This window comes from Brevibacillus sp. FSL K6-6036 (assembly GCF_037964015.1).
Classification (GTDB): domain Bacteria; phylum Bacillota; class Bacilli; order Brevibacillales; family Brevibacillaceae; genus Brevibacillus; species Brevibacillus borstelensis.
In genome coordinates this window covers 102,179-125,931 of sequence record NZ_CP150173.1, presented here as the reverse complement: position 1 = coordinate 125,931, position 23,753 = coordinate 102,179, and the positions used below count along the sequence as shown (strand labels likewise).

The following is a 23,753-nucleotide window of genomic DNA, read 5'->3' as shown; positions in this document are numbered from 1 at the left end:
CCAAATACAGTCCGGCAGAAAATAGTCTTTATCGGGCCAAGAGTTTGGCACAAAAGAAAAGCCGGGTCTCCCCGGCCTTCCCTGTCAACGAGTGTCTGTGGTATTTTGCTTCGCTAGCGCTTCTTCGGCAATCTGAATGGCGCGTTTCACCAGATTTCCGGCGTCACGCGTAGTGATGCCGCCCCATCCCTCGGTTTTCACTGTATCGTAAAACCCCAGTTCCTTGGCCAGCTCCAGCTTGAACTCATCAGACATAATGCCTCGTCTGCGACCCATAACACCCTCCCTTTCTCGTTGACAGGCTTAGTATGTACGGCGGAGAAATCGAGTAGGAGGGGGCGACTAACCCCCGTCCTCTCACACCACCGTACGTACCGTTCGGTATACGGCGGTTCACCAAGCTTGACGAATTTGAGAATATCGTTGCACTAAGCTTTTCAGCCCTTGTTGTTGCCAGTAGGCAATGCCGAGGGCTTTGTGTATATGCGGAGATTTTGTGGTACGCCATGCACCCTTGCGGGTATTTGCAATTTCAATGGCTTTTACGTGAGATATGCCAAGAGAACGAAGTTCTCGATATCTGGTTCTCACGCGTTTCCACTGCATCCACAAACAAAGACGGAGCCTGCGCCTTGTCCATTCCTCAATGGATTGTAGAATGCCCTTCGCGTCTGCAAGGGCGAAATATCCAATCCAGCCCATGAGGTACTGATTTATTCTTTCAATCCGCTTCTCCATCGAGATGCTCCACACCGGATTCGTGATCGTGCGGATTTTCTCTTTTAGCTTGAGGAGGGATTTGGGGTGGATGCGAATCCTTGTCTGTTTTGCAAAGGTAAAACTAAAGCCCAAGAATTTTCGTTTCCATGGTCGGTCTATCGCGCTTTTCTCCTCATTTACTTTTAGCCTTAGTACCTTCTCCAAGTGGTTTTGAATACTCTTCTTTACTCGTTCCCCTGCCCGTTTTGTTTTCACGTAGATATTACAATCGTCTGCGTAGCGGCAGAAACGGTGGCCTCTCTTTTCGAGTTCCTTGTCCAAATCATCAAGTAGGATATTTGCCAAAAGTGGGCTTAACGGCCCACCTTGCGGTGTTCCTTCACTTGATGTTGTACAGACGCCATTTATCATGATCCCCGCATTCAAGTAGGAACGAATCAGTCTTAAAATTCTCTTGTCCTGAACTTTTCGAGCCACACGGCTCATTAGAATATCATGATTTACGCGATCAAAGAATTTCTCTAGATCGATGTCCACCACGAAACGATATCCTTCGGAGATATACGCTTGCGCTTTCCTTACTGCCATGTGAGCGCTACGTTTTGGACGGAACCCATAGCTAGATTCCGAGAAGGTGGGGTCGAAGATCGGCGTTAACACTTGGAGGATGGCCTGCTGAATAAAGCGGTCTACCACGGTGGGAATGCCTAATAACCTTACACCACCGTCAGGTTTCGGGATTTCGACTCTGCGAACAGGTGAAGGTCTATAGGTTCCCCTTTCCATCTTCTCGCGGATGGCTTGCCAGTGTTCACGTAGATAATCGCGTAGTTGTTCGGTTGAAACACCATCGACTCCACCGACACCTTTGTTTTCCTCCACTCGTTGGAGTGCCATCCGTAAGTTTTCCCGTGATAAGACTTTTTCCAGCAAATCCATAATGATGTTCCTTCCTTCGCACATGCGGACTCCGTGCTTGCTGTACGATACTCAGCCCTCTTTTGTACCCTCGGGGCTTCACCCCTGCTCTTCAAAAGTAGTTCCTTGACAGAATTCTGCTTCGACGTACCGTATCAAAAGACATGGATCGCATGCTGACTTGATGTTCGGCCCTTCCCCATTCAAGCGTCCTCTACTCGGGTACTATGGCCTCTGCTGACTTCTGCATGTTCAGCGTCTCCTTACGGAGACGGTTACCAACAGTTGAAGGCGTTTCATGCAGACCTCCCCAGGTAAGAACGATAACTTTCATCCCATGTACCTGCCCAAGTTTACTACTGTATCCCTTGGCTGTATGGGGCTTTGTCTTGTTTGGCAGACTCGCCCGGATACAACAGCCTCAAATTGGGTTCGTGTACCTCAGGTCGGGATTTTGCCGCCGGCTTCCTTCAGATTCGACCTCGCGGTCGACACCCTTGCCTTGAGCTAACGGTTGGTACAGCCAACCCCCGTTCGGGACTTTCACCCTATAGCTATCGCCCATGCTGGGCGCACCAAAAAAAACAATAGAGCCGAAAATGGCTCTATTGTTGAACAAAAGTAATGCGAATGTGCTCGTTCTCTCTGCAGACAGTCAACTCAACGGTTTCCGTCAAGATGTCAGCATAGCTGTATGAAACTCGTTCGAACAATTGGTCGTCATCGAGCTTTACTACGAATACTGATGGGTATGTTTCTTCGAGGATGCCCGTCCGCTCGACGGTCTTGCGTCGACCGCCATTGGCTTTTAGTAGGATGCGTTCGCCAATGTGCCCGTCTAAACTGCGCTTAATGTCAAGTAACGCGTTTCTTGCCATTGTTCCATCCACCTCGCTTGATCCCATTATAACAGCATACGCTTATTTTGTCAAAGAAATAAAAAATTATAGCAATCCGGCCGAGTTTTTGTCAACGGCCTTTTTTTCGATAAATGCGTTGATATTTGTCGATTTTTCCTACATTCCCAATATAACACCAAAAATCCCCTGCTTTTGCTGATTTGTCGCAAATAGCAGGGGATTTTTCGCTTGTTATTTACCCAGCAATTGACGTCGAATAATCTCGTTTGCCAGGCTTGCATATTCATCGATCGACAAAGTTTCGCCTCGGCGGCTCGGTTCGATCCCAAGGTCGCTTAGCATCTGTATCACTTCGTCTTTTCGCTGTTTATCAAACAGCCCGCTCATTAAATTGTTCAGCAGCGTTTTACGGCGCTGGGCAAAACATGCCCGAACGACCCGGAAGAAGAAATTCTCATCGTCTACCTCCACGGGAGGACGGTCCCGGATTTTCAGTTTGATCACTGCCGAATCAACATTGGGTCGAGGAATAAAAACGCTGGCCGGAACGATCATCGCCACTTCCGTCTCCGCGTAAAACTGAGCAGCTACGCTCAGCGAGCCGTAATCCTTGCTCCCCGGCTTTGCCGCTATCCGCTCAGCCACTTCCTTTTGAATCATGACAACGATGTTCTCCAGCGGCAATCGGCTCTCCAAAAGCTTCATCAATATCGCCGTGGTCACATAGTAGGGCAGATTGGCTACTACGCTCACCTTTTCATACCCGCTTAGCTTGTCCCGCGCGAGAGCAGCAAGGTCCAGCTCCAGCACATCACCATGTACGACCTCTATGTTGTCATAGGGGGCCAGCGTATCCTCAAGGATCGGCAACAGCCGCTGGTCGATCTCGATGGCGAGGACATGCCCTGCGGCTCTCCCCAACTGCTCGGTCAGCGCACCGATACCGGGGCCGATTTCGATGGCAGCCTTCGAGCTGTCCAGATCGGCCGCTTCCACGATGTTATGGAGGATATTCGTGTCGATCAGAAAGTTTTGTCCCAAACTCTTTTTAAAAGAGAAGCCGTATTTCTCCAGAACCTCTTTCGTTCTGGTCGGTGTTGCGATATCTTTCCCTGAGGCGTGCATCACGACTTCCCCTCCTCCTGATCTAGTGCTTCTATCGCTTTGAGAAATTCCTCACGGCTTATCTGAAACGCATTGAGACGGGAGAGCATCTGTTTGGCATTGGCGTAGCCGATACCGAGGCTTTCCCCCAGCTTGATACGCCGTTCCTTGGAATCAGCCCCTGAGGTAAGTCTGTAGGCCAGCATGTCATCGGCAGTGATTTCTCCTGCACTTTCCGCCATCTCGGTCCGGACGTCGCTCAGCGCGCGGATAATCGTCTCTACCGACGCATTTTCCACGCCGATATCGTCTTTCTTTGTTCCGTCCGCTTGGGTGATAAAAGCATGCTTGCAGCCGGGTACTGCCTTGCTGATGATTTTGCGAATCCGCTCTCCCTGGTAATCAGGGTCGGTAAAGATAATAACGCCGCGCTTGGATTGAGCAAGGCGAATCTTTTCGATCGTTTTTTGATTGATGGCAGATCCGCCTGTTTCGATCGTATCTGCGTTGACTGCCCGCTTGATGGCAGCTGTATCGTCTCGTCCCTCTACGACGATGACTTCCTTGATCTTCATGTCGATGCTCCCGCTTTCATAAAATGTCGAAAACGACGGTTTTGAGGATAGTCAAAACAGTTATAGTTTGCGCCAAAAAAACAGGAATTCCTTCGTTTTTGGGTGAAACATTTTCGGCTCGCTTTCGTCTTACTTAATAACTCAGCTTAACACAACCCCGCCGGATTAGGAAACTCGGCTGCGAAAGCTTTCAACGAAGCTTTTTGCTATCTGCGATCAGGTCGATGATAAATAAAGAAGACAGGAGCATGGCTCCTGTCCTATGGCTTGTGCGGCCCGATGATATAGACAGTTCGGTTTCGCTTGCGTCCAAACTGAACCGCGTCCGCCTCGGTCCCGACGAAAACGTCGATTTTCGCGCCTTTGATCGCTCCACCTACGTCTTCTGCACGACGGTATCCGATGCCGTCAATAAACACCCACCACCCGAGCGGAATGACTTTCGGGTCAACCGCGATCGTGTGCCCTGCTTTTGCCTTTACGCCCGTAGCTGTACGCCCGTAGCCTGGCGAGCTTGGATGTTTGCCTCCACCTGCCGGTGAATAGGCGGTCAAAGTAACCCCGTTCAGGACCTGTTTTGGCCGGAACACTTTTCCGCCCCGGGAGACCATCCCCGCTGCGGACGCTACGACTCGATTCGATTTGTCATCGATTTGAACAGCAACGGCTGTTCCTACCGCTACAATTCGATCTTTCTTTGGTGTGATTACATCTCGCTTGATCAGCTCACGGGAAACTTCCTTTCCGTTTTCCGTGATGACTTTATAATGACCGATGGCTTTTCCCTCTTGGCCCTCTTGCATGACGCGCGTCGTCCCTTTTGACAATACGGGATCGTTTTTGCGCAGCTCCTGGAAGGCCAGGCGCTCCTCTTGCTGCACGACTTTCTCTTCGACTCGGGTAACGACGATTGTCGTCTGTTTGGAAAGTGAGTCTGTGAGAGCCGGTTTTACCCGGTCCTGCTTGCCTAATGCGATGCCAGCCTCCTGCAGAGCTCCAGCTACATCGCGCTTTAGCGTTTTTACTACTTTGGTCTGCCCGTCCACCTGGACCGGAATTGTCCAGCGTGTATGTAAGGTAATGGTTGTTCCGTCTTTTATTTTCGCGTGAATGTCTGGTTGTAGTAGATCATCTTCCGTTACCGTGATGTTTCGTTCTGCCAAAAACTGTTCGACGGTCGAGGCTTTGGTTCCCACTTTGCGGGTATCTCCGTCCATCGAAAACGTGATCTGTTTTGGCTGGGTTGCTTGGGCAGAGAAATAGCCAATCATGGGAACGAGCACCAGAGCCAGGCTGCCGAGAACGACAATCGCCCGGTTCTTTTGCCTTTCCCACACCGTGCGTAACTCCATTTCCCACACTCCTTTTTTGCTGAAAAGCGTAAAGCTTTTCGAGTCTAGCCAGGCAAGGGTTGATGAAATCGCACCAATATTTTGGAAATTGGCCAGTTCTGAACAAGGTCGGATTTGATTGTATTCTACTTTTTTCTCTTTGTCAAATTCCCCCTGCCGGACTGAGGATTTGATTGCTACCAGCCTAGCATTAACCGTTTGGCGAATGGAAGCGGGTTTCTGTCGAGGGTGCATGTCGATTCCGCAATAATCGTTCGACACATACTTTAATGCTATGCGGGATGTCCTTTGGAAGAACAGGTTTTTTGTTTCTGCTTCTAGCAAAAAGCGCACCTGGCTTTTGCAAAACCCGGTAGCAGCAAGCGTTTACGGCATCCGATTGCACGTGCCTTTTTCACGAAAAAACGAGCCTGCCCCCAGGGGACAAGCTCGTTTCATTTGTTTTTTGCCTCGACTGTCAATCCAGCCGGAACAGCCTCCGAGCATTCTCGGCAGTCTGTTTGGCCATCTCCTCGTACGTCATGCCATGGATGTTGGCCATCTCTTCGCAGACATAACGGACATAGCCGGATTCGTTTCGCTTTCCGCGGAACGGGTGCGGCGTCAGATACGGACAATCGGTCTCGATCAGCAGGCGGTCAAGCGGCACTTTCGCCGCCACTTCCTTTGGCTGCTTCGCGTTCTTAAACGTGAGCGGACCGCCAAAGGAGATGTAGAAGTTCATATCCAGTGCCATTTTTGCCGTTTCCCAGCTTCCGGAGAAACAGTGCATGATGCCGCCGACCTCAGCCGCCTTTTCCTCTCTCAGGATCGTGATCACATCCTGATGAGCGTCGCGGTTGTGGATGATGATCGGCAGGTTCACCTTCCTGGCCAAACGGATTTGCTTGCGGAACACCTCCGCCTGGACGTCCTTGGGTGAAGTGTCCCAATAGTAATCAAGTCCCATTTCCCCGAGACCGAGCACTTTGGGGTGACGGCTCAGCTCCTCCAGCCATTCCAGATGTTCGTCTGTCATGTCTTTGGCGTCCTGCGGGTGCCAGCCTACGACCGCATAAATGAAATCGTGCTTCTCAGCCAGCTGCAGGCAGGTGGGAATCGTTTCTGCATTGAACCCGATGTTGACGATCGTGCTTACGCCATTTTCCCGGGCACGTGCGATCACCTCTTCGCGATCTTCATCGAATTCCGGGGCGTTGAGGTGCGCGTGCGTTTCAAATAACACGTGTGCGTCCTCCCTTTCCTTATTTCACAATTGCTCCGTTTGGCATGGTCGGGTCTACAGTCGCCAGCGTCAGCTGATCTCCGACGGATGCCGCCAGAATCATGCCCTGGGACATTTCCCCACGCAGCTTGACCGGTTTGAGATTGGCCACGAGGATTACTTTTTTCCCAACCATCTCTTCCGGCGTGTAGTACTTGGCAATGCCGGAGACGACCTGACGTTTTTCGTAGCCCAGATCCAACTGGAGAATCAAGAGCTTATCCGCGTTTGGATGCTTCGCGCATTCGACTACCTGTGCAACGCGAAGCTCGACTTTGGAAAAGTCGTCGATGCCGATCTCTTCTTTTGCGTCCGCCGGTTTTTCTGCAGCTTGTGCCTCGGTTTGGTTCGTTGCTTCACTCACGGTTGGTTCTCCTTTCAATGCGTCCTGCTTCTTCTTGTTTTCTTCTGCCTGACGGCGGGCTTCTGCTGTCGACTCGTCGATGAAAGCCAGCTCCGCCTGTACATCCAGGCGCGGGAACAGCAGCTCTTTGCGGCTGACTTTGCTTCCAGCCGGAAGGCCTCCCCAGACGCCAGCCGACTCCCAGCTGCATGCCTCCGGTTTGTCGAGAATGCCCAATTGGTCCCAAATTTTCGCAGGTGTTTTGGTCATGTACGGCTGAATGAGGATAGAGCAAATCCGGATGCTTTCCACCAGGTTGTACATGACTGTCGCCAGCCGTCCTTTGGTTTCGTCAGACTTGGCCAGATTCCACGGCATGGTCTCGTCAATGTATTTGTTGGCACGTCCGACCAATTCCCAGATGTGGGCGAGAGCGTTGCTAAAGCGCATTTCATCCATATGCTCTTCCACCAGTGCTTTGGTCCTGGTCGCCAGACTGATCAGGCTGTCGTCAGGCTCTCCCTTGTCCTGCGGTGCGGGAACGACGCCGTCAAAGTATTTTTCAATCATCGTCGCCGTACGGCTGAGCAGGTTTCCGATGTCATTGGCCAGATCGTAGTTGAGTCGTTGAACAAAGCTTTCCGGGGTGAAGACGCCGTCCTGTCCGAATTGAATCTCGCGGAGCAGGAAGTAGCGAACACCGTCCGAACCATAGCGGTCGATCAGCAGCTTCGGATCGATCACGTTCCCTTTTGATTTGGACATTTTGCCATCGGGCATAAGCAGCCAACCGTGGCCGAACACTTTTTTCGGCAGCGGCAGGTCAAGCGCCATCAGCAGGATCGGCCAGTAGATGGTATGGAAACGAAGGATGTCCTTCCCAACCAGGTGAACATCAGCGGGCCAATAGCGCAAATATTTGCTGTCGTCATCGGACAGATAGCCGAGCGCGGAGATATAGTTGGTCAATGCGTCAATCCAGACGTAAATGACGTGCTTCGGATCGCTCGGAACCTTGATTCCCCAGTCAAATGTGCTGCGGGAAACGCTCAGATCCTGCAGACCCGGCTTGAGGAAGTTGTTGATCATCTCGTTGCGGCGGGTTTCCGGCTGGATGAAATCAGGATTGGCTTCGATGTGCTGCAGCAGTCTGTCTTGATACTTGGACAGGCGGAAGAAGTAGTTTTGCTCCTTCACTTTTTTGACCTCACGCCCACAGTCCGGACAGAAATACCCTTTGTCTGTCTTGCATTGTGTCTCCGTCCAGAAGGCTTCATCCGGCACACAGTAATAGCCCTCGTACTCTCCCAGATAGATGTCTCCCTGGTCAAGCAGGCGTTGGAAAATTTTCTGGACGACCTCTTTGTGGCGAGGCTGGGTGGTGCGAATGAAATCGTCATAGGAAATATCGAGCTTTTCCCATAGATCGCGAATCCAGTCGACGATCGGGTCGATGAACTCCAGCGGCTGTTTGCCGTCTTCTGCTGCTCTCTCCTGCAGCTTTTGCCCGTGCTCGTCCGTACCCGTCAAATAGTAGACATCATAACCGCGCAGTCTTTTGTAGCGGGCCATGGCATCTGCCGCAATGGTCGTGTAGGCGTTTCCGATGTGCAGCTTGTTGCTGGGATAATAGATCGGCGTCGTAATGTAATACGTCGGTTTCATAAGACAAGTGCCCCCCTTGATAAAATAGTAAAAGCCCGCCCCGGATTGGGACGAGCTTTGATCTCGTGGTACCACCCAAATGCTCCGCCTTCTCGCGAATGGCGGACTTGGCAAGTCAGTGCTGCTGACTTCACCTGTAACGTAGGCTTACGTCACGAACTACTGGTGCCAAGGTGCCCGTTCATCCGTGAAACTCAGGGTCCATGTTCGGCTTGGTCGCTTATACCGGTTCGCAGCTACCCCGGCTCTCTGTCATAAGTTTGCAAGCCTACTCTTCCCGTCATGGTCGATCATTTATGCTTCTTTACTATTCTATTGTACACATTGGGTTTTGTTTGTAAACCATTGCCTAGAAACAATCGCGCCTGCCTACTCTCTCGAAAATTTGCATCAGTTTGTCGAACAACAAATGGATATCATCGAAATTTGTCGAATAATATCCTTGGCATTCGACATTAACTGACTGCTTTCCCCCACAAAAATCCCAGTTAGTTTTTTCCATGCACACAGCCATATATACAAACATCACATGTAATTGATGCTCCTGTATGGATTTACAATGCCAAAAACACATTCATCTTCAATTAAATGTAAAATGAATGTTGACACCTTTGGGAATCGCTGGTATGATGAAAACACCGGAAATTGTCGAATATTGACGACTATAAATCCGTTTCAAACAATAAACGACATTTTGAAACATCTTGAGAGGAGAGGCTAGACATGATGAAATCTACAGGTATTGTTAGAAAAGTGGACGAGCTGGGTCGCGTCGTTATTCCAATTGAATTGCGTCGCACTTTGGGGATTGCTGAAAAAGATGCGCTGGAAATTTACGTGGACGGCGAGCGCATCATTCTGAAGAAGTACGAGCCTGCCTGTATCTTCTGTGGCAATGCGGACCGCGTATCCCATTTTAAAGGCAAGATTGTATGCCAAGATTGCCTGTCTGAGATGCCTGCAGTTAAGCGCTAGGCCCTCCTGATCGGAACAATTGCATCTATGATGATTGGATGAATAAAAAAGAGGCTGGTGCGAGAAACCAGTCTCTTTTTTATGTATGGCGGCTAGAGCGGCATCTCCCGGTGGTATTCGTTGTATACGTCCCTTTTTGACACGCCTCTGTCATCTGCCGCTTGTTTGATCGCTTCCTTCTTGCTAAAGCCCTGCTCACAATATCGGTCCACATGCTCCACGACACTGACCTGCATCCACCATTGATCTTCATCCGGATTTTTTTCGGCCTGCCCGGTGAACCCCTCAACGACCAGACAATATTCTCCGCGGGCTTCTCCTTCTCGAATATGCCGGATCAGCTCATCCAGCGTTCCGCGGGCAAACTCCTCATACCGCTTGGTCAGCTCGCGGGCCAAAACCGCCCGTCTGTCGCCCCACTCTTCCCGTATCGCTTCCAATGTTTTTGCGATCCGGTGCGGCGCTTCGTAAAACAGAAGCGTTTCCGGATAAAATTTGAGCCGCTCCAGTTCTTTCCGCCGATCCTTGTTTTCCCGCGGCAAAAATCCGCAAAACACAAACCGGTCCGTAGGCAGACCGGACGCAATCAGTGCTGTCAGCGCTGCATTCGCCCCAGGCACGGGCACGACCGGATACCCTGCCTCTACGGCATCCCTGACCAGATCCGCTCCCGGGTCGGAGATGGCCGGAAGCCCGGCGTCACTTACCAGAGCGATTTGCTTGCCTTCAGCCAACCACTGCAGCAGCCCGCTTCCGCTTGCCTCCTTGTTGTGTTCGTGGTAGCTGACCGTACGCTTCTCGATCTGAAAGTGGGTGAGCAGCTTTCTGGTCTGGCGTGTATCCTCGCAGGCGATTACATCCACAGAGCGGAGTGTCTCCAGGCAGCGGACGGAGATATCGTCCAGATTGCCAATCGGTGTCGCTACCAAATACAGCACACCCTTCTGTTCATCTGCAAAGCTTCGCTGGATGTTCACTCGCATCCTCCCTTCGCTTGACTGATAAGCGCTTCCTTTTGAAGGCGGGAAAGCCGCTTGATTGCTTCCTCCCGTTTCAGCCCCCACGAACGATCCACACCTTCTTCCATGTACATCAGCTCGACAGGGCCCCTTCCTCTCGTATATTTCGCTCCTTTTCCCTCGTTGTGCTCGCGGATTCTTCTCTCCAGCTCGGTTGTGTAACCGGTGTAGTACGTCCCGTCCGCACAACGCAGAATATAGACAAAGTGGCTTTTATGAGAGGGAATCGCGTTTTCCAAAGTAGATCTCCTGAAGTTCTTCACAGTATTCCTCCCCGTTCTCGTAAACAATCAGCGGGGGCTGGATGCGAAGCTCCGGTTTGCCGTTTCTGATTCCCTCGATCAACACCATATTGGGCTCGGCATCGCGTCTTGGATAGACGAGACGCATCCGTTTGGGCTCGATTCCGTACTGGCGCATCAAGGTCACGATGTCGATCAGACGTGTGGACCGATGGACCAAAGCCAATTTTCCGCCATTTTTCAACAGCTGGCTCCCTACCCGAATGACGTCCTCCAAGCATAACCGGATCTCGTGACGGGCAATTGCAAAATGCTCGCTCAAGTTGTGCTCTCCGCTTCCCGCCGGCATGTACGGCGGATTGCAGGTGATCAGGTCGAATTTCCCGTAGCCAAACAACTGCACCGCTTCTTTTACGTCGCCGAGATGCATAGTCAGCCGATCGCCCAGATTGTTTAATTGAACATTGCGACTGGCCATGTCGTACAAACGGGGCTGAAGCTCGATACCCTCAAATACAGCTTCCGGGGAACGCGTCGTCATAATCAGCGGAATCGCTCCGTTGCCGGTACACATGTCCAGCACTCTGCCGCGCTTGGGCACGGAGGCGAAACGTGCGAGCAGCACAGCATCCATCGAAAAACAAAACACTTCATGGCTTTGAATGATTTTCATTTCGTGAGTCAGCAGGTCATCGATCCGCTCCGACTCGTAAAGCGGCACGTTTTTCCCCGAATCCATTCGTCACTTTCTACTCCTTTGCTTTTGCAAGCCACGTCTTTTGCTCATACAGGTCTGAAAAAGCGACCTGTCATTTGGGCCCAGGTCGCTTTCCTTCCTTGTTCAGTTCTGTCGCATTGCTTCATGATTTCTGGTTTTATTTCTGTACCCCGCTGAGGAAAGAGAGGCAGAACAAGCAGTCCCCTTCCTTGCGCAAGCTGCCAAAATGCACATTGCAGATATGGAATCCTTCCGCGTATAAACGCGCTAGATTATCGTATCCTTCTCCGACTACTTTTTTCTTGGCTTCTTCGGTTTTGACCTGCTCGGACCGTTTTTGCTTCGGTGCGGGTTTGGTCGTCTTTTTGTCCAGTCGGTTGCGAAGGTGCTGGTTTTCAACGAGTAATTGGGCGTTCTCCTCCATCAAGACGACGATGACGTCCTTTAATTCGCCAATTTCTTGATACAGATCGCCGATTCGTTCCTCGATACTGGCCATCTTGACGAAGATTTCCCGTTTGTCCACTTGCTCACCTCATCCCCGCTACCTGTTCTTTTTCTATCGACTACTCAAACGTAGGCTGCCCCACGACGATTTCATCCAACGCAAATTCCATAATCCGTCTGTTCTCCGAAAGCTCCACCTGCATCGAGTGATCCAGGATGTTCAAGGAAACCACTCGTCCTACGCCCATCGGCGTCGTGACCGATGCTCCGATGTCAGGCATCTCGTCGCGCGTGCTTTCGTAGTTATCATTTTCATATTTCAGACAGCACATCAGCCGTCCGCACAACCCGGAGATCTTCGCCGGATTCAATGAAAGATTTTGGTCCTTGGCCATCTTGATCGACACGGGCTCGAAATCGCCCAAAAACGTGGAGCAGCAGAGAAGACGTCCACAGGGGCCAATCCCGCCGAGCATTTTGGCTTCGTCGCGAACGCCGATCTGGCGAAGCTCGATGCGCGTGCGAAAGACGGAAGCCAAATCCTTGACCAGCTCGCGGAAATCGACTCGTCCATCCGCTGTAAAATAAAAGATGATTTTATTGCGGTCGAAGGTGTATTCCACGTCGACCAGCTTCATCTCCAGCTTGTGTTCCTTGATTTTCGTCTGGCAAACGGAAAACGCGTTTTTGGCGGCTTGCTTGTTTTCCTCCACCTGCTTCGCATCCCGCTCATCTGCCATCCGGATGACTTTTTTCAACGGCAAAACCACGTCGGAGTCAGCCACTTGCTTGCGACCGATTACAACCTTGCCGTATTCTACCCCTCTCGCCGTCTCGACGATCACGGAAGAATCCCGCTCGATCGGCAGCTGGTCAGGGTCAAAGTAATATATTTTGCCCGCTTTTTTAAAACGGACACCTACAACCTCGTACAAGGTTATCCCTCCTGGATTTGAAGAACCAACCGCTCAAGGGCCAACTGTGCGTTGGCGTTTCGCTCTATCCGATTTTTCGTTTCCATGACCAGATCGATCCCATGCAAGAGCTCAGCTTTTGTCCAAATCAAGGCTTGTCCTTGCAGCACATCCTGTTGGTCGCTGTTGATGAGATGGGCATGTCTGTCTACTTGCACATACAGGATATCGCGCAGCCAAAGGATGAGCAAATCCAAAAAGAGGGGCAGTTCCTCCTTTAATTTGTCGCTCTTTTGCAACATATCGTGAATGGTATAGAGTGCTGAGGAGTTGTGTTGTTTGCATTCCTGCACCAATTGTATCATTACATTTCTTAGCTGTGCAAACCATTCTGCTTGACTGAGCACACGGGCTTCTTCCAAATTTGACGTAATGTGGGACGCGATCCTGGCCATTCCTGCGGAGACGCCCTCCAAGACCAATTTTTCGGCGATGGCTTCGGCAGAAAGTGGAGAGAAATGAATGATTTGACAGCGTGACAGGATGGTAGGCAAAATGGCGTGACTTTGCTCTGTCAAAAGCATGGCAATCACACCGGCAGGGGGTTCCTCCAAAAATTTCAGCAGACTGTTGGCTGCCTGCGTCGTCATTTTGTCTACATGCTCAAGAATGTACACCTTGTGAATCGATTCTACGGCGCGCATTGCCATTTCTTTTTGAAGATGGCGAATCTGATCGATTTTGATGGAAGCCCCATCCGGTGTGATGACCGTAATATCCGGATGGTTTCCGGCCTCAATGCGCCTGCATGAGAGACAGGCCCCGCAGGCATCCGCCTCTTTCTCTTGACAAAAGAGGGATTTTGCCAGATGCAGGGCCATCTGTTTTTTTCCCGCGCCCTTGGGTCCGGTAAACAGGTAGGCATGTGCCAGCCGGTCATTGCGCAGGCTATGATGGAGCAGCTCAGCCGCACGGGGCTGCTGCGAAAATGTTGTCCATGTCATGGTTTTCACCTAAAAATACATATTGATCAGCATCCCGCGAATTTCGCCGATCCGTCCCAGCATGTCGATAATGGGCGAATGGACATCTACGATTTCATCGGCAAGCCGAAGGAGCTGTGCATCTACTTCCTTGATCATTTTATACAGCTTGCTTTGTCCCCGGCGATTCGTCCCACTCCGGTCATCGAGGGCCATTCCGTATTTGACTGCCTCTTCCATGAACTCCTTGATCAGCTGTTTATAGCGGTAAAAATCGCGGATGGAGCGGGAACGAGCGAGAATTTGGCCTTGCTTGTCGATGTCGTTGAAAAGCTTGATCAGCTGGTCTCGGGACATGCGCTGCTCTTCTTCCCTGATCACTTCAGCAAAGGCTGCTTTCCCCGTCTCTGAAGTCTTCCGCATGTCTGAAGCTTTGCCCATATCCGCGATTGGTCTGAATCCTTCGCTGATTTTCATCCGGCACCTCCGACAAGTCTCCTTTGCCGCCTTGTTTCAGTATATACGAAAGCAGCCGCAAAAAGGAGATGCCTTGTACGCATCGTTGTTAAAATGAGTGAAACTGTTGGACATCCAAAACAAAGACCGCAGCGCCACCCACCTGAACCTCAAGCGGATAGGGCATAAACGAGTCGACGGCATTGCTCAAGGGTGAGACAGGGGTGACCATCTGTTTGCGTGATTTGCAGTTCTGTTGAATAATATCAATGACATCCGGCAGACTTTCGTCATTCGTACCAATCAAAAATGTCGTATTGCCTGCGCGCAAAAAGCTTCCGGTACTTGCCAATTTTGTGGCTCGGAAACCCTTCTTCACCAACTGCTGTGACAGACGACCACTGTCTTTGTCCTGAACGACAGCAACCACCATTTTCATACGGCGCTCACCCTTTCCGCGTAGTTTTGGTTTACAGTCGAATACCTGTCTTCCTTCTATAATATGAAGAAAGCTGGGGCAGTGTAACGATATTCTTCTTATTCATAGTATACAGCATGTACACGCAACTACGGTACCCCAACCTTACAAACGCGCCTCGAGCTGCGCTAATGCTTCCGCGAACACCTCATCTGCCGGCCGCTCCGCATCGATGACGATAAACCGATCGGCAAAACGGTCTTTGACAATCTGGTACCCTTCCCTGACTTTCTCATGGAACTCCAGCGCTTCCAGATCCAGTCGATTGACCTCCCGCCCTTTTGTGGCATTGATCCGGGCCAGCCCAACCTCGGGACGGACGTCAAAATACAGCGTCAAATCCGGCATGCAGTCTTCTACAGCAAACTGGTTGATGGCAAATACCTCGTCAATCCCCAGCCCTCTGGCGTATCCCTGGTAGGCAAGGCTGCTATCTATAAAACGATCGCATAGAACCAGTTTACCCTCTGCCAACGCAGGAAACACCTTTTCCGCCAAATGCTGCCTTCTCGCCGCTGCATAGAGCAGGGCTTCGGTCCGTTTGTCCATATTGACGTACTTTGGATCGAGGATGATCTCGCGAATTTTTTCAGCGATCTCAATGCCGCCCGGCTCCCGCGTCAGCATGACATCCCAGCCCTTTGTTCGCAGTTCGTCATACAGGCGGGCTGCCACGGTCGATTTTCCGGCCCCATCTGCTCCTTCTATGGTGATGAACCGACCAGTCTTTCTCGTTGTCACGACAATTGCTCCCTCCACATTTCAAATGAGCAGCCCGGAAGCTGCCTGCCCGGCGCTTCCGCATCAAAGTGCGGTTACCGGACGACTACTATCGAATCGAGCCGGGAATCCCGGACTCCCTGAAATCTGACCTGGCTTTTTCTCAGTTCTTTCAGCAAGGCAAGGAAGGATTCATCGATCCTCTCGCCCGGGGTCAACAACGGAATTCCCGGCGGGTAAGGAATGATCATTTCTCCCGCTATCCGCCCCAGCGACTGCTCCAGAGGCACACTGACCAGCGGGGCGTCCATCGCCTCGTGGATCGGCATCGCCTGCTCGCGCAAAAAGCTGGAGGAGACGATTCCCGGTTGCAGAATGCGTTTTGGCTGACGATCTGGCTTCTCCGGGATCGATGTCAGTGCATGCAGTAGCTGATCGATATCCGCCGGCCTGGTACCTGACGAGGCTGCCAGCAAAACATGCCCTGTGTCTGCAAGCTCGGGGTAAATCCGGAAATCCTCCAGAACCTGCTGCAGCCCGAACCCGTCCAAATCGGCAGCCCGCGGCATGAGCATCAGCTTTAGCGGATCCATCGTGCTATATACACTCGTGGACTCGATTCCCGCAAGCTCCAGCCATGACATTTCGCGGACAGCCTCCCTCAGCTCGTCCAGTAACGGGAGAAGCTCATCCCACTCCTGGGCCGCTTCCATAACGAGATGGCGTCTGGCGAGATCCAGCGAGGCCATCAACAGGTAGGACGGGCTGGATGACTGCAGCAGCGCGAGGCTGCGGGCCAAACGCTCCCGGTCGATCCGGTTGCCCTGTACATGCAGCATGGACGACATCGTGAGTGCCGTCGTCATTTTATGCGTGGACTGCACCGCAGCATCCGCCCCGCTTTCCATGGCCGACTGCGGAAAAGCCGGGTGAAAGCCGTAATGCGAGCCATGCGCCTCATCGACCAGCAGCGGCACGCCAAAGCGGTGAACCGTGGCGGCCATCTTGGCAAGGTCGATGCCCATGCCGTAATAGGTTGGATTGGTTAAAAAGACGGCTTTCGCATCCGGATGGGCAATCAGAGCCCGCTCTACGTCCTCCCGGCGCAAGCCTGCAGCAACCCCGCTGGCCGGATCGACCGCAGGCACAATATAGACCGGATTGGCTCTAGCCAGCATCATGCCGTGAAAAACGGATTTGTGGCAATTGCGCTGCACCAGAATTTTCTCACCGGGGCGACAAACCGCCATAATTAACGCCATATTTCCGACTGTGCTGCCCCCGATCAAAAACCGGGTTTCCTCGGCACCGAATGCTTCCGCCGCCAACTCCTGGGCTTCCGCAATCACGCCTTCGGGATGGTGCAGATCGTCCATCCCGGTTATTTCCGTCATATCCAGCTCCAGTAAGGGACCGAATGTTTCCCTGCCGATCTGGTCAAAGCTGTGTCCCATTTTATGTCCAGGCACATGAAAAGGATGCGGATGCCTGCTTGCGTGTTTGACTAACTGTTCGTACAAGGGAGCGCGCCGCTGCCTCTCCCCGTAGCCAGGGCTTTTTTCCCGCACGAGCTTCACGTCCTTTTTTTCAACTTTTTTCATTGTAGCATGATTTTACCCGCAAGTCGGCGAAAACGGAAAAAGGCACGGGCCCTTTGGCCAATGCCTTTTTTGAACGTAGCTACGCGTCTTTTGTGAGCCAGATGCGTCTCATCTGATGAATAAAAAATGGATATTTGGCATCTTGTACGTCAGTGTGCACCATTTCCTGCTCGCAATGTTGGCAGATAAACTGCTCACAGATCGCGATCCCGTCCAATCGTTCTTCCTCACAGACGATGCATCGCTGAGCAACTCTTTCCATAGTAAACGCCTGCCCTTTTCCCTCAATCTACCAACCATTATACCCCATTATAATCGGCTCCATTCCCAAACGTTCGTGTTTTCGCCGATAGCTCGGTAGATTATCCGGCATGATTCTGCTTCTTCTATAGGAAAGCATGAACAAGCATCGATGACAATCGGTTTGGCCATCTCCCTGGCGAGCACAGGCAGCGGCATCTCCGAAATAACTGGATCGGCGGTCCCAATCATCAGCAGATCCGACTGGGACAGGGCTGAACGCCAATCCTCGTATACAGACCATTCGGCGGGTACGGTTTCGGCTTTGGCGTGATCGACTGCGGAGGAGAACAGCCGAACTTCCTTTCCAAGCAACCCGCTTGCAGGAAATTGCAGCCAAAACGAAATATTTCCCCACAGTGTAATCCTATGTACATTTGTTCTTTTTAACACTTGCTGAAGCTGCTGGTCCAACCAGCGGCAGAGCCGTGTCTGGCTCTTCCGCTCCGGGTACAGCCAGCCTTGTCCGACTCGTTTGTCCATGCCGAGTGCACGCGCCAGCACCTGGATTCGCAGCTGCGAGCCTTCTTCGTCACATACCTCGCCAAGGCGCATAAAAAACCGTTCTTTCCACGTCAAATAAAGTCCCAGCTGACGGACAGCCTCGTCAACCTCACCTCTGCGGCATAGGAGCGAAATTATGTTTCGCCGGGCGAGCTGCCGACTCAGCTTTCGCATCCATTTGCCAGACGGCTCTCCGCCCAGCAGCACTTTGTCTCCGTCCGAAAAACGGAACATCCGGATCACTTCCCACCCGGGATGGGCAGCCGACCATTCATCTGCCAGCCCCGCCCGGATTTTGTCCCCATAGACGAGCAATAGACGGGGACCATCCCCCGCCTCAACAATTTGGATCCGATCCTCTACATAATTGTCCGGCTGACCGCCCACCAGAATGCCGTCCGCTTGAATGCTTGCTCCGCTTTCCTCCCCGGAGCATATCTCCAGCCCGAGCTTGCGCAGTTCGGCCTTCCGCGATTCCGAAAGAGTCACACCGGAGATTTCCCTGAGTGTGATCATATCCTCTGGCAATATCGTTCTCCGCCTCCTGTTTCGTCGTCCTCTGCCAAGACATGCCCGTCTTCCTCGCAAAGAGAGGCTATGCCATAATAGGGATGTACCCCGTGCAGCCAGCACGTAAAGTGACGGGCATTTTTGAATAATTTTCCCGGTTTACGGCTGGATTATCCGAGGGTAGTAGTAAATGATGACACTTGAGTACGTAGAACGAATGGATGTGGCATATGGAAAACCAAACCATTTATAGCTATAAACTGGTGCGCCGTTTTCGCTGGCGCTTGGCCGGATCACTGTTACAGCTCTTGCTTTTCGGACTGGTTTTTGCGGCTGCTGCACGCCTGCTGGCAATCCCGGCTCCAGCCCTGGTTGTCTCATTGGCTGTGTTGCCGGGAATAGCGATCATCCATCTCTGTTTATTTCGCATGTACGTTCACTTGCGGGGGCATGCTCCTCAGACGACTCCAGACATGCTGTTCTCACCCTGGTGGGGAGCCGGCTATCGACTGCCTGTCCCGCTCTCGGCCTATCGTGGTGCGGAAGCGACCGTTCTGGCAGGAAGCCTGTTTCTGACCGCATTCCTGTACGTCTGGCTGCCCGTTCCCTATGGCATTACACTTTTTGCCGGTGCGATTATTGCTGCGCTGCCAAGGCTGTTGGCCCTGCTTGTTTCCCTCCGCCTGCCTAAGCATTGCCGCGTCAAATACGAAAATCGCAGTGTCGCCTTTCTGCTGACCGACGGCTGACTTTGTCAGCTTTTAGATCATCCACATTTTGATCACGATCAGAGCGGCCAGACCCGGCAATCGCAACAACCCGGTCAGTAGAGCCGTAACAGGGTTGATCGGAATGTGAAAGTCGGCCAGTTCCCCGACGAGGTTGGCGAAAAACAGCAAAACGGCGCCAATGACCAGCTGCATGACACCGAATCCAAGCCAGCGGATCGGCCCCCATACTGATTTGCTGGCCGCAATCAACAGCAACATCCCCGCAACGAGCAGGGCAATCAACCACCCTGATGTCATGGAAATCCCCCTTACGCTTGTTGGTGTTCCCGCTCCCTTTTCGCATGGGAGAGCAGATACATGTAGCGTTTTTCAGTTAGCTGCAGGTAGTAAATAGCATCTTCCAGCCCGTTGTCCGGCTCGCTGATTTCCATCAGATGGCTGGCGTGCTGCCAGTCGAGCCGAGCGCGGTTGACCGCTTCCTCAATTCCGTTGCTTCCCCATGTAACTGATGGTTTTTCCTGCCTCCAAAAGCCCATTGCCCATCCTCCCTATTGGAAGTAATAAAGAACACCGGCCATATTATTGAGTGCATGCAGGAGTACGGCCCCCCATATTGATTGGAAACGATGGCGCAGATACCCGAGGAATACGCCCATCGCAAACAGCGGTGCAAGCAAAGCGATATCCACATGTATCAACGCAAACCACAGACTGCTGATAAAAATGCCGATCACGGCACCGAGCCGGCTCACGAGGAACGTTTGCACCACACCGCGGAACAGCAATTCCTCCGCAAGCGGAACCAGCCCCCCGATCATCACTAGCGAGGTCAAGACAGCCCATCCGTTGCGTTCGCGCGCATGGACGATTTCCTGTTCGATCTGCTTTTCTCTCTCCGAGTCGAGTGCCAGTCCAAACCATTCAGCGACCGGTTTGGTCACTGCCACATCAAGCAGCAGCATGACAGCCAAAAACAACAGGATCAAACTGACGATCATCCATCCCAACTGACGCGGCCTGCAAACGCCTATCTGATCCAGGCGCCCTCGCAGCAGCAGCGGCACAAGCACCAAAATAAAAAGCTGAAAGGATGCAGATTCAACAAAACTGCCAATCGACCCTGCGGGAAAAAGCGTGGCAGGCACCACCAATCCATACAACACCAGCGTACATGTCTGAAACACGTGAAGCCATGCGACTACGTGCAGCACATCACTGCCCGTCACTTCGGACGGGGTCCACAGCCAGTCCCCTCTCCCCCGGTTTCTCGCCGCTTGCACCGCATACACGATGGAAACCAGCAGACTTATCCCTGTGACACTCAATATGAGAATAACGAGCCACGCTGCCGGCTCCTCAGCAGTTGTCGCCACCCATAAGCCGTCAGTTCCCCGCTGAAAGCGGACCATGAACAACTCCGCTGCAAACATGACCCAATAGCCGATAAACAGGACGATCGCCCAGCTCTTCGTCCGGTCTTTCTGTGTCCTTTCCGAGAGCAGCAGCCCCGGTCCATTCAGCATTGTCTCACTCTCCCCGTTACACTTTATGTCTCGTCCTAGCAAAAAAGTAGTTTTTTGAAAAAAAAAGACAGGCAAGCCTGTCTGGGTTTGAGGTATTGCATTTTCTCTTATAATTCCCGTCGCCCTTCCAATGCCTTGGTCAGCGTAACCTCGTCTGCGTACTCCAAATCACCGCCAACCGGCAATCCGTGGGCGATCCGCGTGACCCGAATACCGAACGGCTTGATCAGACGGGAAATGTACATCGCCGTCGCTTCTCCTTCGATATTGGGATTCGTCGCCAAAATGACTTCCTTCACCTGCTCGTCTCCCAGCCGCTTGAGCAGATCAGGGATGCGAATGTCCTCCGGCCCAATCCCATCCATAGGGGAGATGGCTCCGTGCAGCACATGGTAATACCCCTCGAACTCCCGGGTCTTTTCCATCGCCACCACGTCTTTCGGCTCCTGTACGACGCAGATGATCGAGCCGTCCCGACGTTTGTCGCGGCAAATATGGCACGGATCGAGATCGGTGATGTTGTTGCAAACAGAGCAATACTGCAATTGGCGCTTGGCATTGACCAGCGCCTTGGCCAAGTCCAGGACATCGTCCTCTTTCATATTGAGTACAAAAAAGGCCAGGCGTCCTGCCGTTTTCGGACCGATGCCTGGCAGTTTCATAAAGCCTTCGATCAGTTTTGAGACCGGTTCGGGATAAAACATCGCTTCTACTCCTTCAAAAGGCTCCGACGTGCGCGACTAGAACAATCCCGGAATGTTCATCCCTCCGGTAAAGCGTCCCATTTCTTTGCCGACCAATTCATCGACTTTGCGCAGAGCATCGTTGACAGCGGTCAAAACGAGGTCCTGCAGCATTTCCACATCATCGGCGTCCACTACTTCCGGCTTGATCGTAATGTCGATAATTTCCTTATGACCATTGGCCTTTACCATTACGGCGCCGCCGCCAGCAGAGCTTTCCACTACCTTTTCCTTCAGGCCTTCCTGGGCTTTTTGCATCTCTTCCTGCATTTTCTTTACTTGACGCATCATTTGTTGCATGTTTTTCACGTGGGTGTCCTCCTTAATCGGATGTGTGGTTATCTATTCTTTCACTTCAACAAGTCCCTCGCCCACCAGACGGATGGCCTCGGCCACAAACGGGTCCTGCTCCTCTTGCGTCTGAGCCTCTCCCTGCGCCGCTTGCTGGTGAACCGACTGCCACTCTTCTTCCATGACGGAGAGAAGCTGCAGCTGCTTGCCAATTACAGCGAAAATGGCCCGCTCGATCACGCTTTTCAATTCCGGCTCCATCGTCTTGTCGCAGTGAATCGGGCTGGTAAAGGTAACGATGATCGAATCGCCGCCAACTGCAGCGGGCTGCCCGTTAACCAACCAGGCTTGATACTGGATTTTGACCTTTTTGACCTCGGCCAATATCTGGCTCCACTGGCCACGGACCTGACGGGACATCGCTTCATCGATGGCCATTGCCGCTTCCCGCACCTTGTTCATCGGTGTCCGCGAACCCCCACCGGCAGCAGCCGGACGGCGCGCTTCACTTTTTCGCGGTTCCTCTGCTCTCGGTTGACCGGCTTCCATGGCCTGCCCCTGGGCGAGCTGCGCAAGCTTCTCTTCCAGCACTCTGACGCGATTGACAAGTGCAGCCAGGTCGTCATTCCCCACAGCACTTTGTACGGGTGCTGCCGGAGCTTTCCCCTGCACTTGGCATAATTTCACCAGCGTCAGTTCCACCAGTACGCGAGAGTAGGTAGACCATTTCAATTGGGTAAGTGCCTGATTGCATGTCTCAATGGCCTCGTAGAGGTCGGCTATCTCGTACAGCTTTGCCACTTGGGCGAACTGTTCGTCGATCGTTGTCCGTTCCACGATTTCTTCCAAGTGAGGTGCTGTCTTCAGGAGCAGCATATCTCGATAGTAGTGGAGAAAATCGTTTAAAAATTGCTCAGGGTCTTTCCCTTGCACCATCACCTTGTCAAACTGCTCCATGACCGGAGCTACATCGCGTTCGGCGATATGTTTGGCCAATACGGAAAAGTACCCCTGTGAAACCGTTCCCGTTATCTGCATAATGTCAGCAGCTGTTACCTGATCCTTGGAGTAGCTGATCGCTTGATCCAGCAGGCTCAGCGCATCACGCATGCCGCCCTCCGCCAGTTTTGCCACCAGCGTCAAGGCTTGCTCTTCTACCCGCACCTGCTGCGCTTCACAAATATATGACAAACGCCTGACCATCTCCCTCAGCGGGATGCGGTGAAAATCGAAGCGCTGGCAGCGAGAGATAATCGTAGCAGGCAGTTTGTGCGGTTCAGTCGTCGCTAAAATAAAAATGACGTGGGGAGGAGGTTCCTCCAGCGTTTTTAACAGCGCATTAAACGCTTCCGTCGTCAGCATATGCACTTCGTCAATAATGTACACCTTGTACCTGACATCGCTGGGAGCAAATTTTACCTTGTCGCGAATGTCTCGTATCTCCTCAACCCCCCGGTTGGAGGCGGCGTCGATTTCCAGTACATCGGTGACGGAGCCGTCGGTGATTGCCTTGCAGGTATCGCACTGATTGCACGGCTCGCCATCCTGCGGCTGCTCGCAGTTTACAGCCTTGGCCATAATTTTGGCTGCACTGGTCTTGCCTGTACCTCGGGGACCGTTGAACAAATAGGCGTGAGACAGCCTTTGCTCGCGCAACGCATTGCGCAAGGTGACGGTCACATGCTCTTGTCCTACCACGTCTTGAAAGGCTTGCGGTCGGTAAACGCGATACAGCGCGGTGTAAGCCATGGTTGTGTGACACTCCAATCTGCACAGTCCTCTTCCGAATCTCATCTA

At 52.3% G+C, this 23,753-nt stretch carries 28 protein-coding genes and 1 other annotated feature; of the genes, 2 read left to right on the top strand and 26 right to left on the bottom strand.

What is annotated here, in order from left to right; all coding sequences use genetic code 11:
• Positions 1-84: 84 nt before the first annotated feature.
• From NST37_RS00775 to metG, 8 genes are all read right to left on the bottom strand, one after another.
• Positions 85-276: a small, acid-soluble spore protein, alpha/beta type gene (locus NST37_RS00775; protein WP_003390219.1), complete on the bottom strand. Its 192-nt coding sequence runs from the start codon at positions 274-276 to the stop codon at positions 85-87.
• A 117-nt stretch (positions 277-393) separates the two neighbouring features.
• Positions 394-1,659 (bottom strand): group II intron reverse transcriptase/maturase, encoded by a 1,266-nt coding sequence (ltrA, locus tag NST37_RS00770; protein ID WP_024985202.1) that lies wholly within the window; start codon positions 1,657-1,659, stop codon positions 394-396.
• Between the two features lie 584 nt (positions 1,660-2,243).
• Positions 2,244-2,516 carry a Veg family protein gene (locus NST37_RS00765; protein ID WP_003390218.1) on the bottom strand — a complete coding sequence of 91 codons (273 nt, stop codon included), beginning with the start codon at positions 2,514-2,516 and terminating at the stop codon, positions 2,244-2,246.
• 213 nt (positions 2,517-2,729) lie between these two features.
• On the bottom strand, positions 2,730-3,626 hold the full coding sequence (gene rsmA, locus NST37_RS00760; protein WP_339186091.1) for a 16S rRNA (adenine(1518)-N(6)/adenine(1519)-N(6))-dimethyltransferase RsmA: 897 nt from the start codon (positions 3,624-3,626) through the stop codon (positions 2,730-2,732).
• On the bottom strand, positions 3,623-4,177 hold the full coding sequence (gene rnmV / locus NST37_RS00755; protein WP_003390216.1) for a ribonuclease M5: 555 nt from the start codon (positions 4,175-4,177) through the stop codon (positions 3,623-3,625). The genes rsmA and rnmV overlap by 4 nt, the downstream gene beginning before the upstream one ends.
• A gap of 260 nt (positions 4,178-4,437) precedes the next feature.
• Positions 4,438-5,529 carry a 3D domain-containing protein gene (locus NST37_RS00750; RefSeq protein ID WP_031933416.1) on the bottom strand — a complete coding sequence of 364 codons (1,092 nt, stop codon included), beginning with the start codon at positions 5,527-5,529 and terminating at the stop codon, positions 4,438-4,440.
• Positions 5,530-5,986: 457 nt separating this feature from the next.
• On the bottom strand, positions 5,987-6,754 hold the full coding sequence (locus NST37_RS00745) for a TatD family hydrolase (RefSeq protein ID WP_003390214.1): 768 nt from the start codon (positions 6,752-6,754) through the stop codon (positions 5,987-5,989).
• Between the two features lie 19 nt (positions 6,755-6,773).
• Entirely contained in the window at positions 6,774-8,801 is a 2,028-nt protein-coding gene (gene metG / locus NST37_RS00740; RefSeq protein WP_024984327.1) for a methionine--tRNA ligase, read from the bottom strand.
• Positions 8,802-8,844: 43 nt separating this feature from the next.
• Positions 8,845-9,094 (bottom strand) — a binding site (T-box leader).
• A 430-nt stretch (positions 9,095-9,524) separates the two neighbouring features.
• On the opposite strand from metG, the gene NST37_RS00735 reads away from it, so the two are divergent.
• Positions 9,525-9,776, top strand: a complete 252-nt coding sequence (locus NST37_RS00735) for an AbrB/MazE/SpoVT family DNA-binding domain-containing protein (protein WP_003390211.1) — start codon at positions 9,525-9,527, stop codon at positions 9,774-9,776.
• 92 nt (positions 9,777-9,868) lie between these two features.
• Here the strand turns inward: NST37_RS00735 and rsmI are convergent, their stop codons facing one another.
• The 12 genes from rsmI to NST37_RS00675 form a co-directional block, all read right to left on the bottom strand.
• Positions 9,869-10,753, bottom strand: a complete 885-nt coding sequence (gene rsmI, locus NST37_RS00730; RefSeq protein WP_003390209.1) for a 16S rRNA (cytidine(1402)-2'-O)-methyltransferase — start codon at positions 10,751-10,753, stop codon at positions 9,869-9,871.
• A complete protein-coding gene (locus tag NST37_RS00725; RefSeq protein ID WP_003390207.1) occupies positions 10,750-11,034 on the bottom strand; it encodes a GIY-YIG nuclease family protein in 285 nt (94 codons plus the stop codon). The genes rsmI and NST37_RS00725 overlap by 4 nt, the downstream gene beginning before the upstream one ends.
• Positions 11,009-11,776 carry a tRNA1(Val) (adenine(37)-N6)-methyltransferase gene (locus NST37_RS00720; RefSeq protein ID WP_003390206.1) on the bottom strand — a complete coding sequence of 256 codons (768 nt, stop codon included), beginning with the start codon at positions 11,774-11,776 and terminating at the stop codon, positions 11,009-11,011. Before NST37_RS00720 ends, NST37_RS00725 begins: the two co-directional genes overlap by 26 nt.
• A gap of 136 nt (positions 11,777-11,912) precedes the next feature.
• Positions 11,913-12,281 (bottom strand): DNA replication initiation control protein YabA, encoded by a 369-nt coding sequence (gene yabA, locus NST37_RS00715; protein WP_003390205.1) that lies wholly within the window; start codon positions 12,279-12,281, stop codon positions 11,913-11,915.
• Positions 12,282-12,321: 40 nt separating this feature from the next.
• Positions 12,322-13,137, bottom strand: a complete 816-nt coding sequence (locus NST37_RS00710; RefSeq protein WP_003390204.1) for a stage 0 sporulation family protein — start codon at positions 13,135-13,137, stop codon at positions 12,322-12,324.
• Positions 13,138-13,139: 2 nt separating this feature from the next.
• On the bottom strand, positions 13,140-14,120 hold the full coding sequence (holB, locus tag NST37_RS00705) for a DNA polymerase III subunit delta' (RefSeq protein ID WP_024984326.1): 981 nt from the start codon (positions 14,118-14,120) through the stop codon (positions 13,140-13,142).
• Positions 14,121-14,129: 9 nt separating this feature from the next.
• Positions 14,130-14,576 carry a YaaR family protein gene (locus tag NST37_RS00700; protein WP_003390202.1) on the bottom strand — a complete coding sequence of 149 codons (447 nt, stop codon included), beginning with the start codon at positions 14,574-14,576 and terminating at the stop codon, positions 14,130-14,132.
• 88 nt (positions 14,577-14,664) lie between these two features.
• On the bottom strand, positions 14,665-14,994 hold the full coding sequence (locus tag NST37_RS00695) for a cyclic-di-AMP receptor (protein WP_003390201.1): 330 nt from the start codon (positions 14,992-14,994) through the stop codon (positions 14,665-14,667).
• A gap of 144 nt (positions 14,995-15,138) precedes the next feature.
• Positions 15,139-15,780 carry a dTMP kinase gene (tmk, locus tag NST37_RS00690; protein WP_031933413.1) on the bottom strand — a complete coding sequence of 214 codons (642 nt, stop codon included), beginning with the start codon at positions 15,778-15,780 and terminating at the stop codon, positions 15,139-15,141.
• 68 nt (positions 15,781-15,848) lie between these two features.
• A complete protein-coding gene (locus NST37_RS00685) occupies positions 15,849-17,354 on the bottom strand; it encodes an aminotransferase class I/II-fold pyridoxal phosphate-dependent enzyme (protein ID WP_152562266.1) in 1,506 nt (501 codons plus the stop codon).
• A 79-nt stretch (positions 17,355-17,433) separates the two neighbouring features.
• Complete coding sequence (locus tag NST37_RS00680; RefSeq protein WP_003390198.1) at positions 17,434-17,616, bottom strand: sigma factor G inhibitor Gin; 183 nt, start codon at positions 17,614-17,616, stop codon at positions 17,434-17,436.
• Positions 17,617-17,663: 47 nt separating this feature from the next.
• Positions 17,664-18,686, bottom strand: coding sequence for a hypothetical protein (locus NST37_RS00675; protein WP_051925624.1), 1,023 nt, complete (start codon positions 18,684-18,686; stop codon positions 17,664-17,666).
• Between the two features lie 212 nt (positions 18,687-18,898).
• Between NST37_RS00675 and NST37_RS00670 the strand changes: the two genes are divergently transcribed.
• Positions 18,899-19,417, top strand: a complete 519-nt coding sequence (locus tag NST37_RS00670; RefSeq protein ID WP_003390196.1) for a hypothetical protein — start codon at positions 18,899-18,901, stop codon at positions 19,415-19,417.
• Positions 19,418-19,429: 12 nt separating this feature from the next.
• Here the strand turns inward: NST37_RS00670 and NST37_RS00665 are convergent, their stop codons facing one another.
• The 6 genes from NST37_RS00665 to dnaX form a co-directional block, all read right to left on the bottom strand.
• A complete protein-coding gene (locus NST37_RS00665; protein ID WP_003390195.1) occupies positions 19,430-19,696 on the bottom strand; it encodes a pro-sigmaK processing inhibitor BofA family protein in 267 nt (88 codons plus the stop codon).
• An 11-nt stretch (positions 19,697-19,707) separates the two neighbouring features.
• Positions 19,708-19,935 (bottom strand): DUF2508 family protein, encoded by a 228-nt coding sequence (locus NST37_RS00660; RefSeq protein ID WP_003390194.1) that lies wholly within the window; start codon positions 19,933-19,935, stop codon positions 19,708-19,710.
• A 12-nt stretch (positions 19,936-19,947) separates the two neighbouring features.
• The gene (locus NST37_RS00655) at positions 19,948-20,922 is read right to left on the bottom strand and encodes a CPBP family intramembrane glutamic endopeptidase (RefSeq protein ID WP_172920818.1); all 975 of its coding nucleotides are present in this window, start codon (positions 20,920-20,922) and stop codon (positions 19,948-19,950) included.
• A gap of 107 nt (positions 20,923-21,029) precedes the next feature.
• Positions 21,030-21,626, bottom strand: a complete 597-nt coding sequence (gene recR / locus NST37_RS00650; RefSeq protein WP_003390192.1) for a recombination mediator RecR — start codon at positions 21,624-21,626, stop codon at positions 21,030-21,032.
• A gap of 36 nt (positions 21,627-21,662) precedes the next feature.
• Positions 21,663-21,974 carry a YbaB/EbfC family nucleoid-associated protein gene (locus NST37_RS00645; protein ID WP_003390191.1) on the bottom strand — a complete coding sequence of 104 codons (312 nt, stop codon included), beginning with the start codon at positions 21,972-21,974 and terminating at the stop codon, positions 21,663-21,665.
• Between the two features lie 33 nt (positions 21,975-22,007).
• Positions 22,008-23,705: a DNA polymerase III subunit gamma/tau gene (gene dnaX / locus NST37_RS00640; protein ID WP_024984318.1), complete on the bottom strand. Its 1,698-nt coding sequence runs from the start codon at positions 23,703-23,705 to the stop codon at positions 22,008-22,010.
• Between the last annotated feature and the right edge of the window lie 48 nt (positions 23,706-23,753).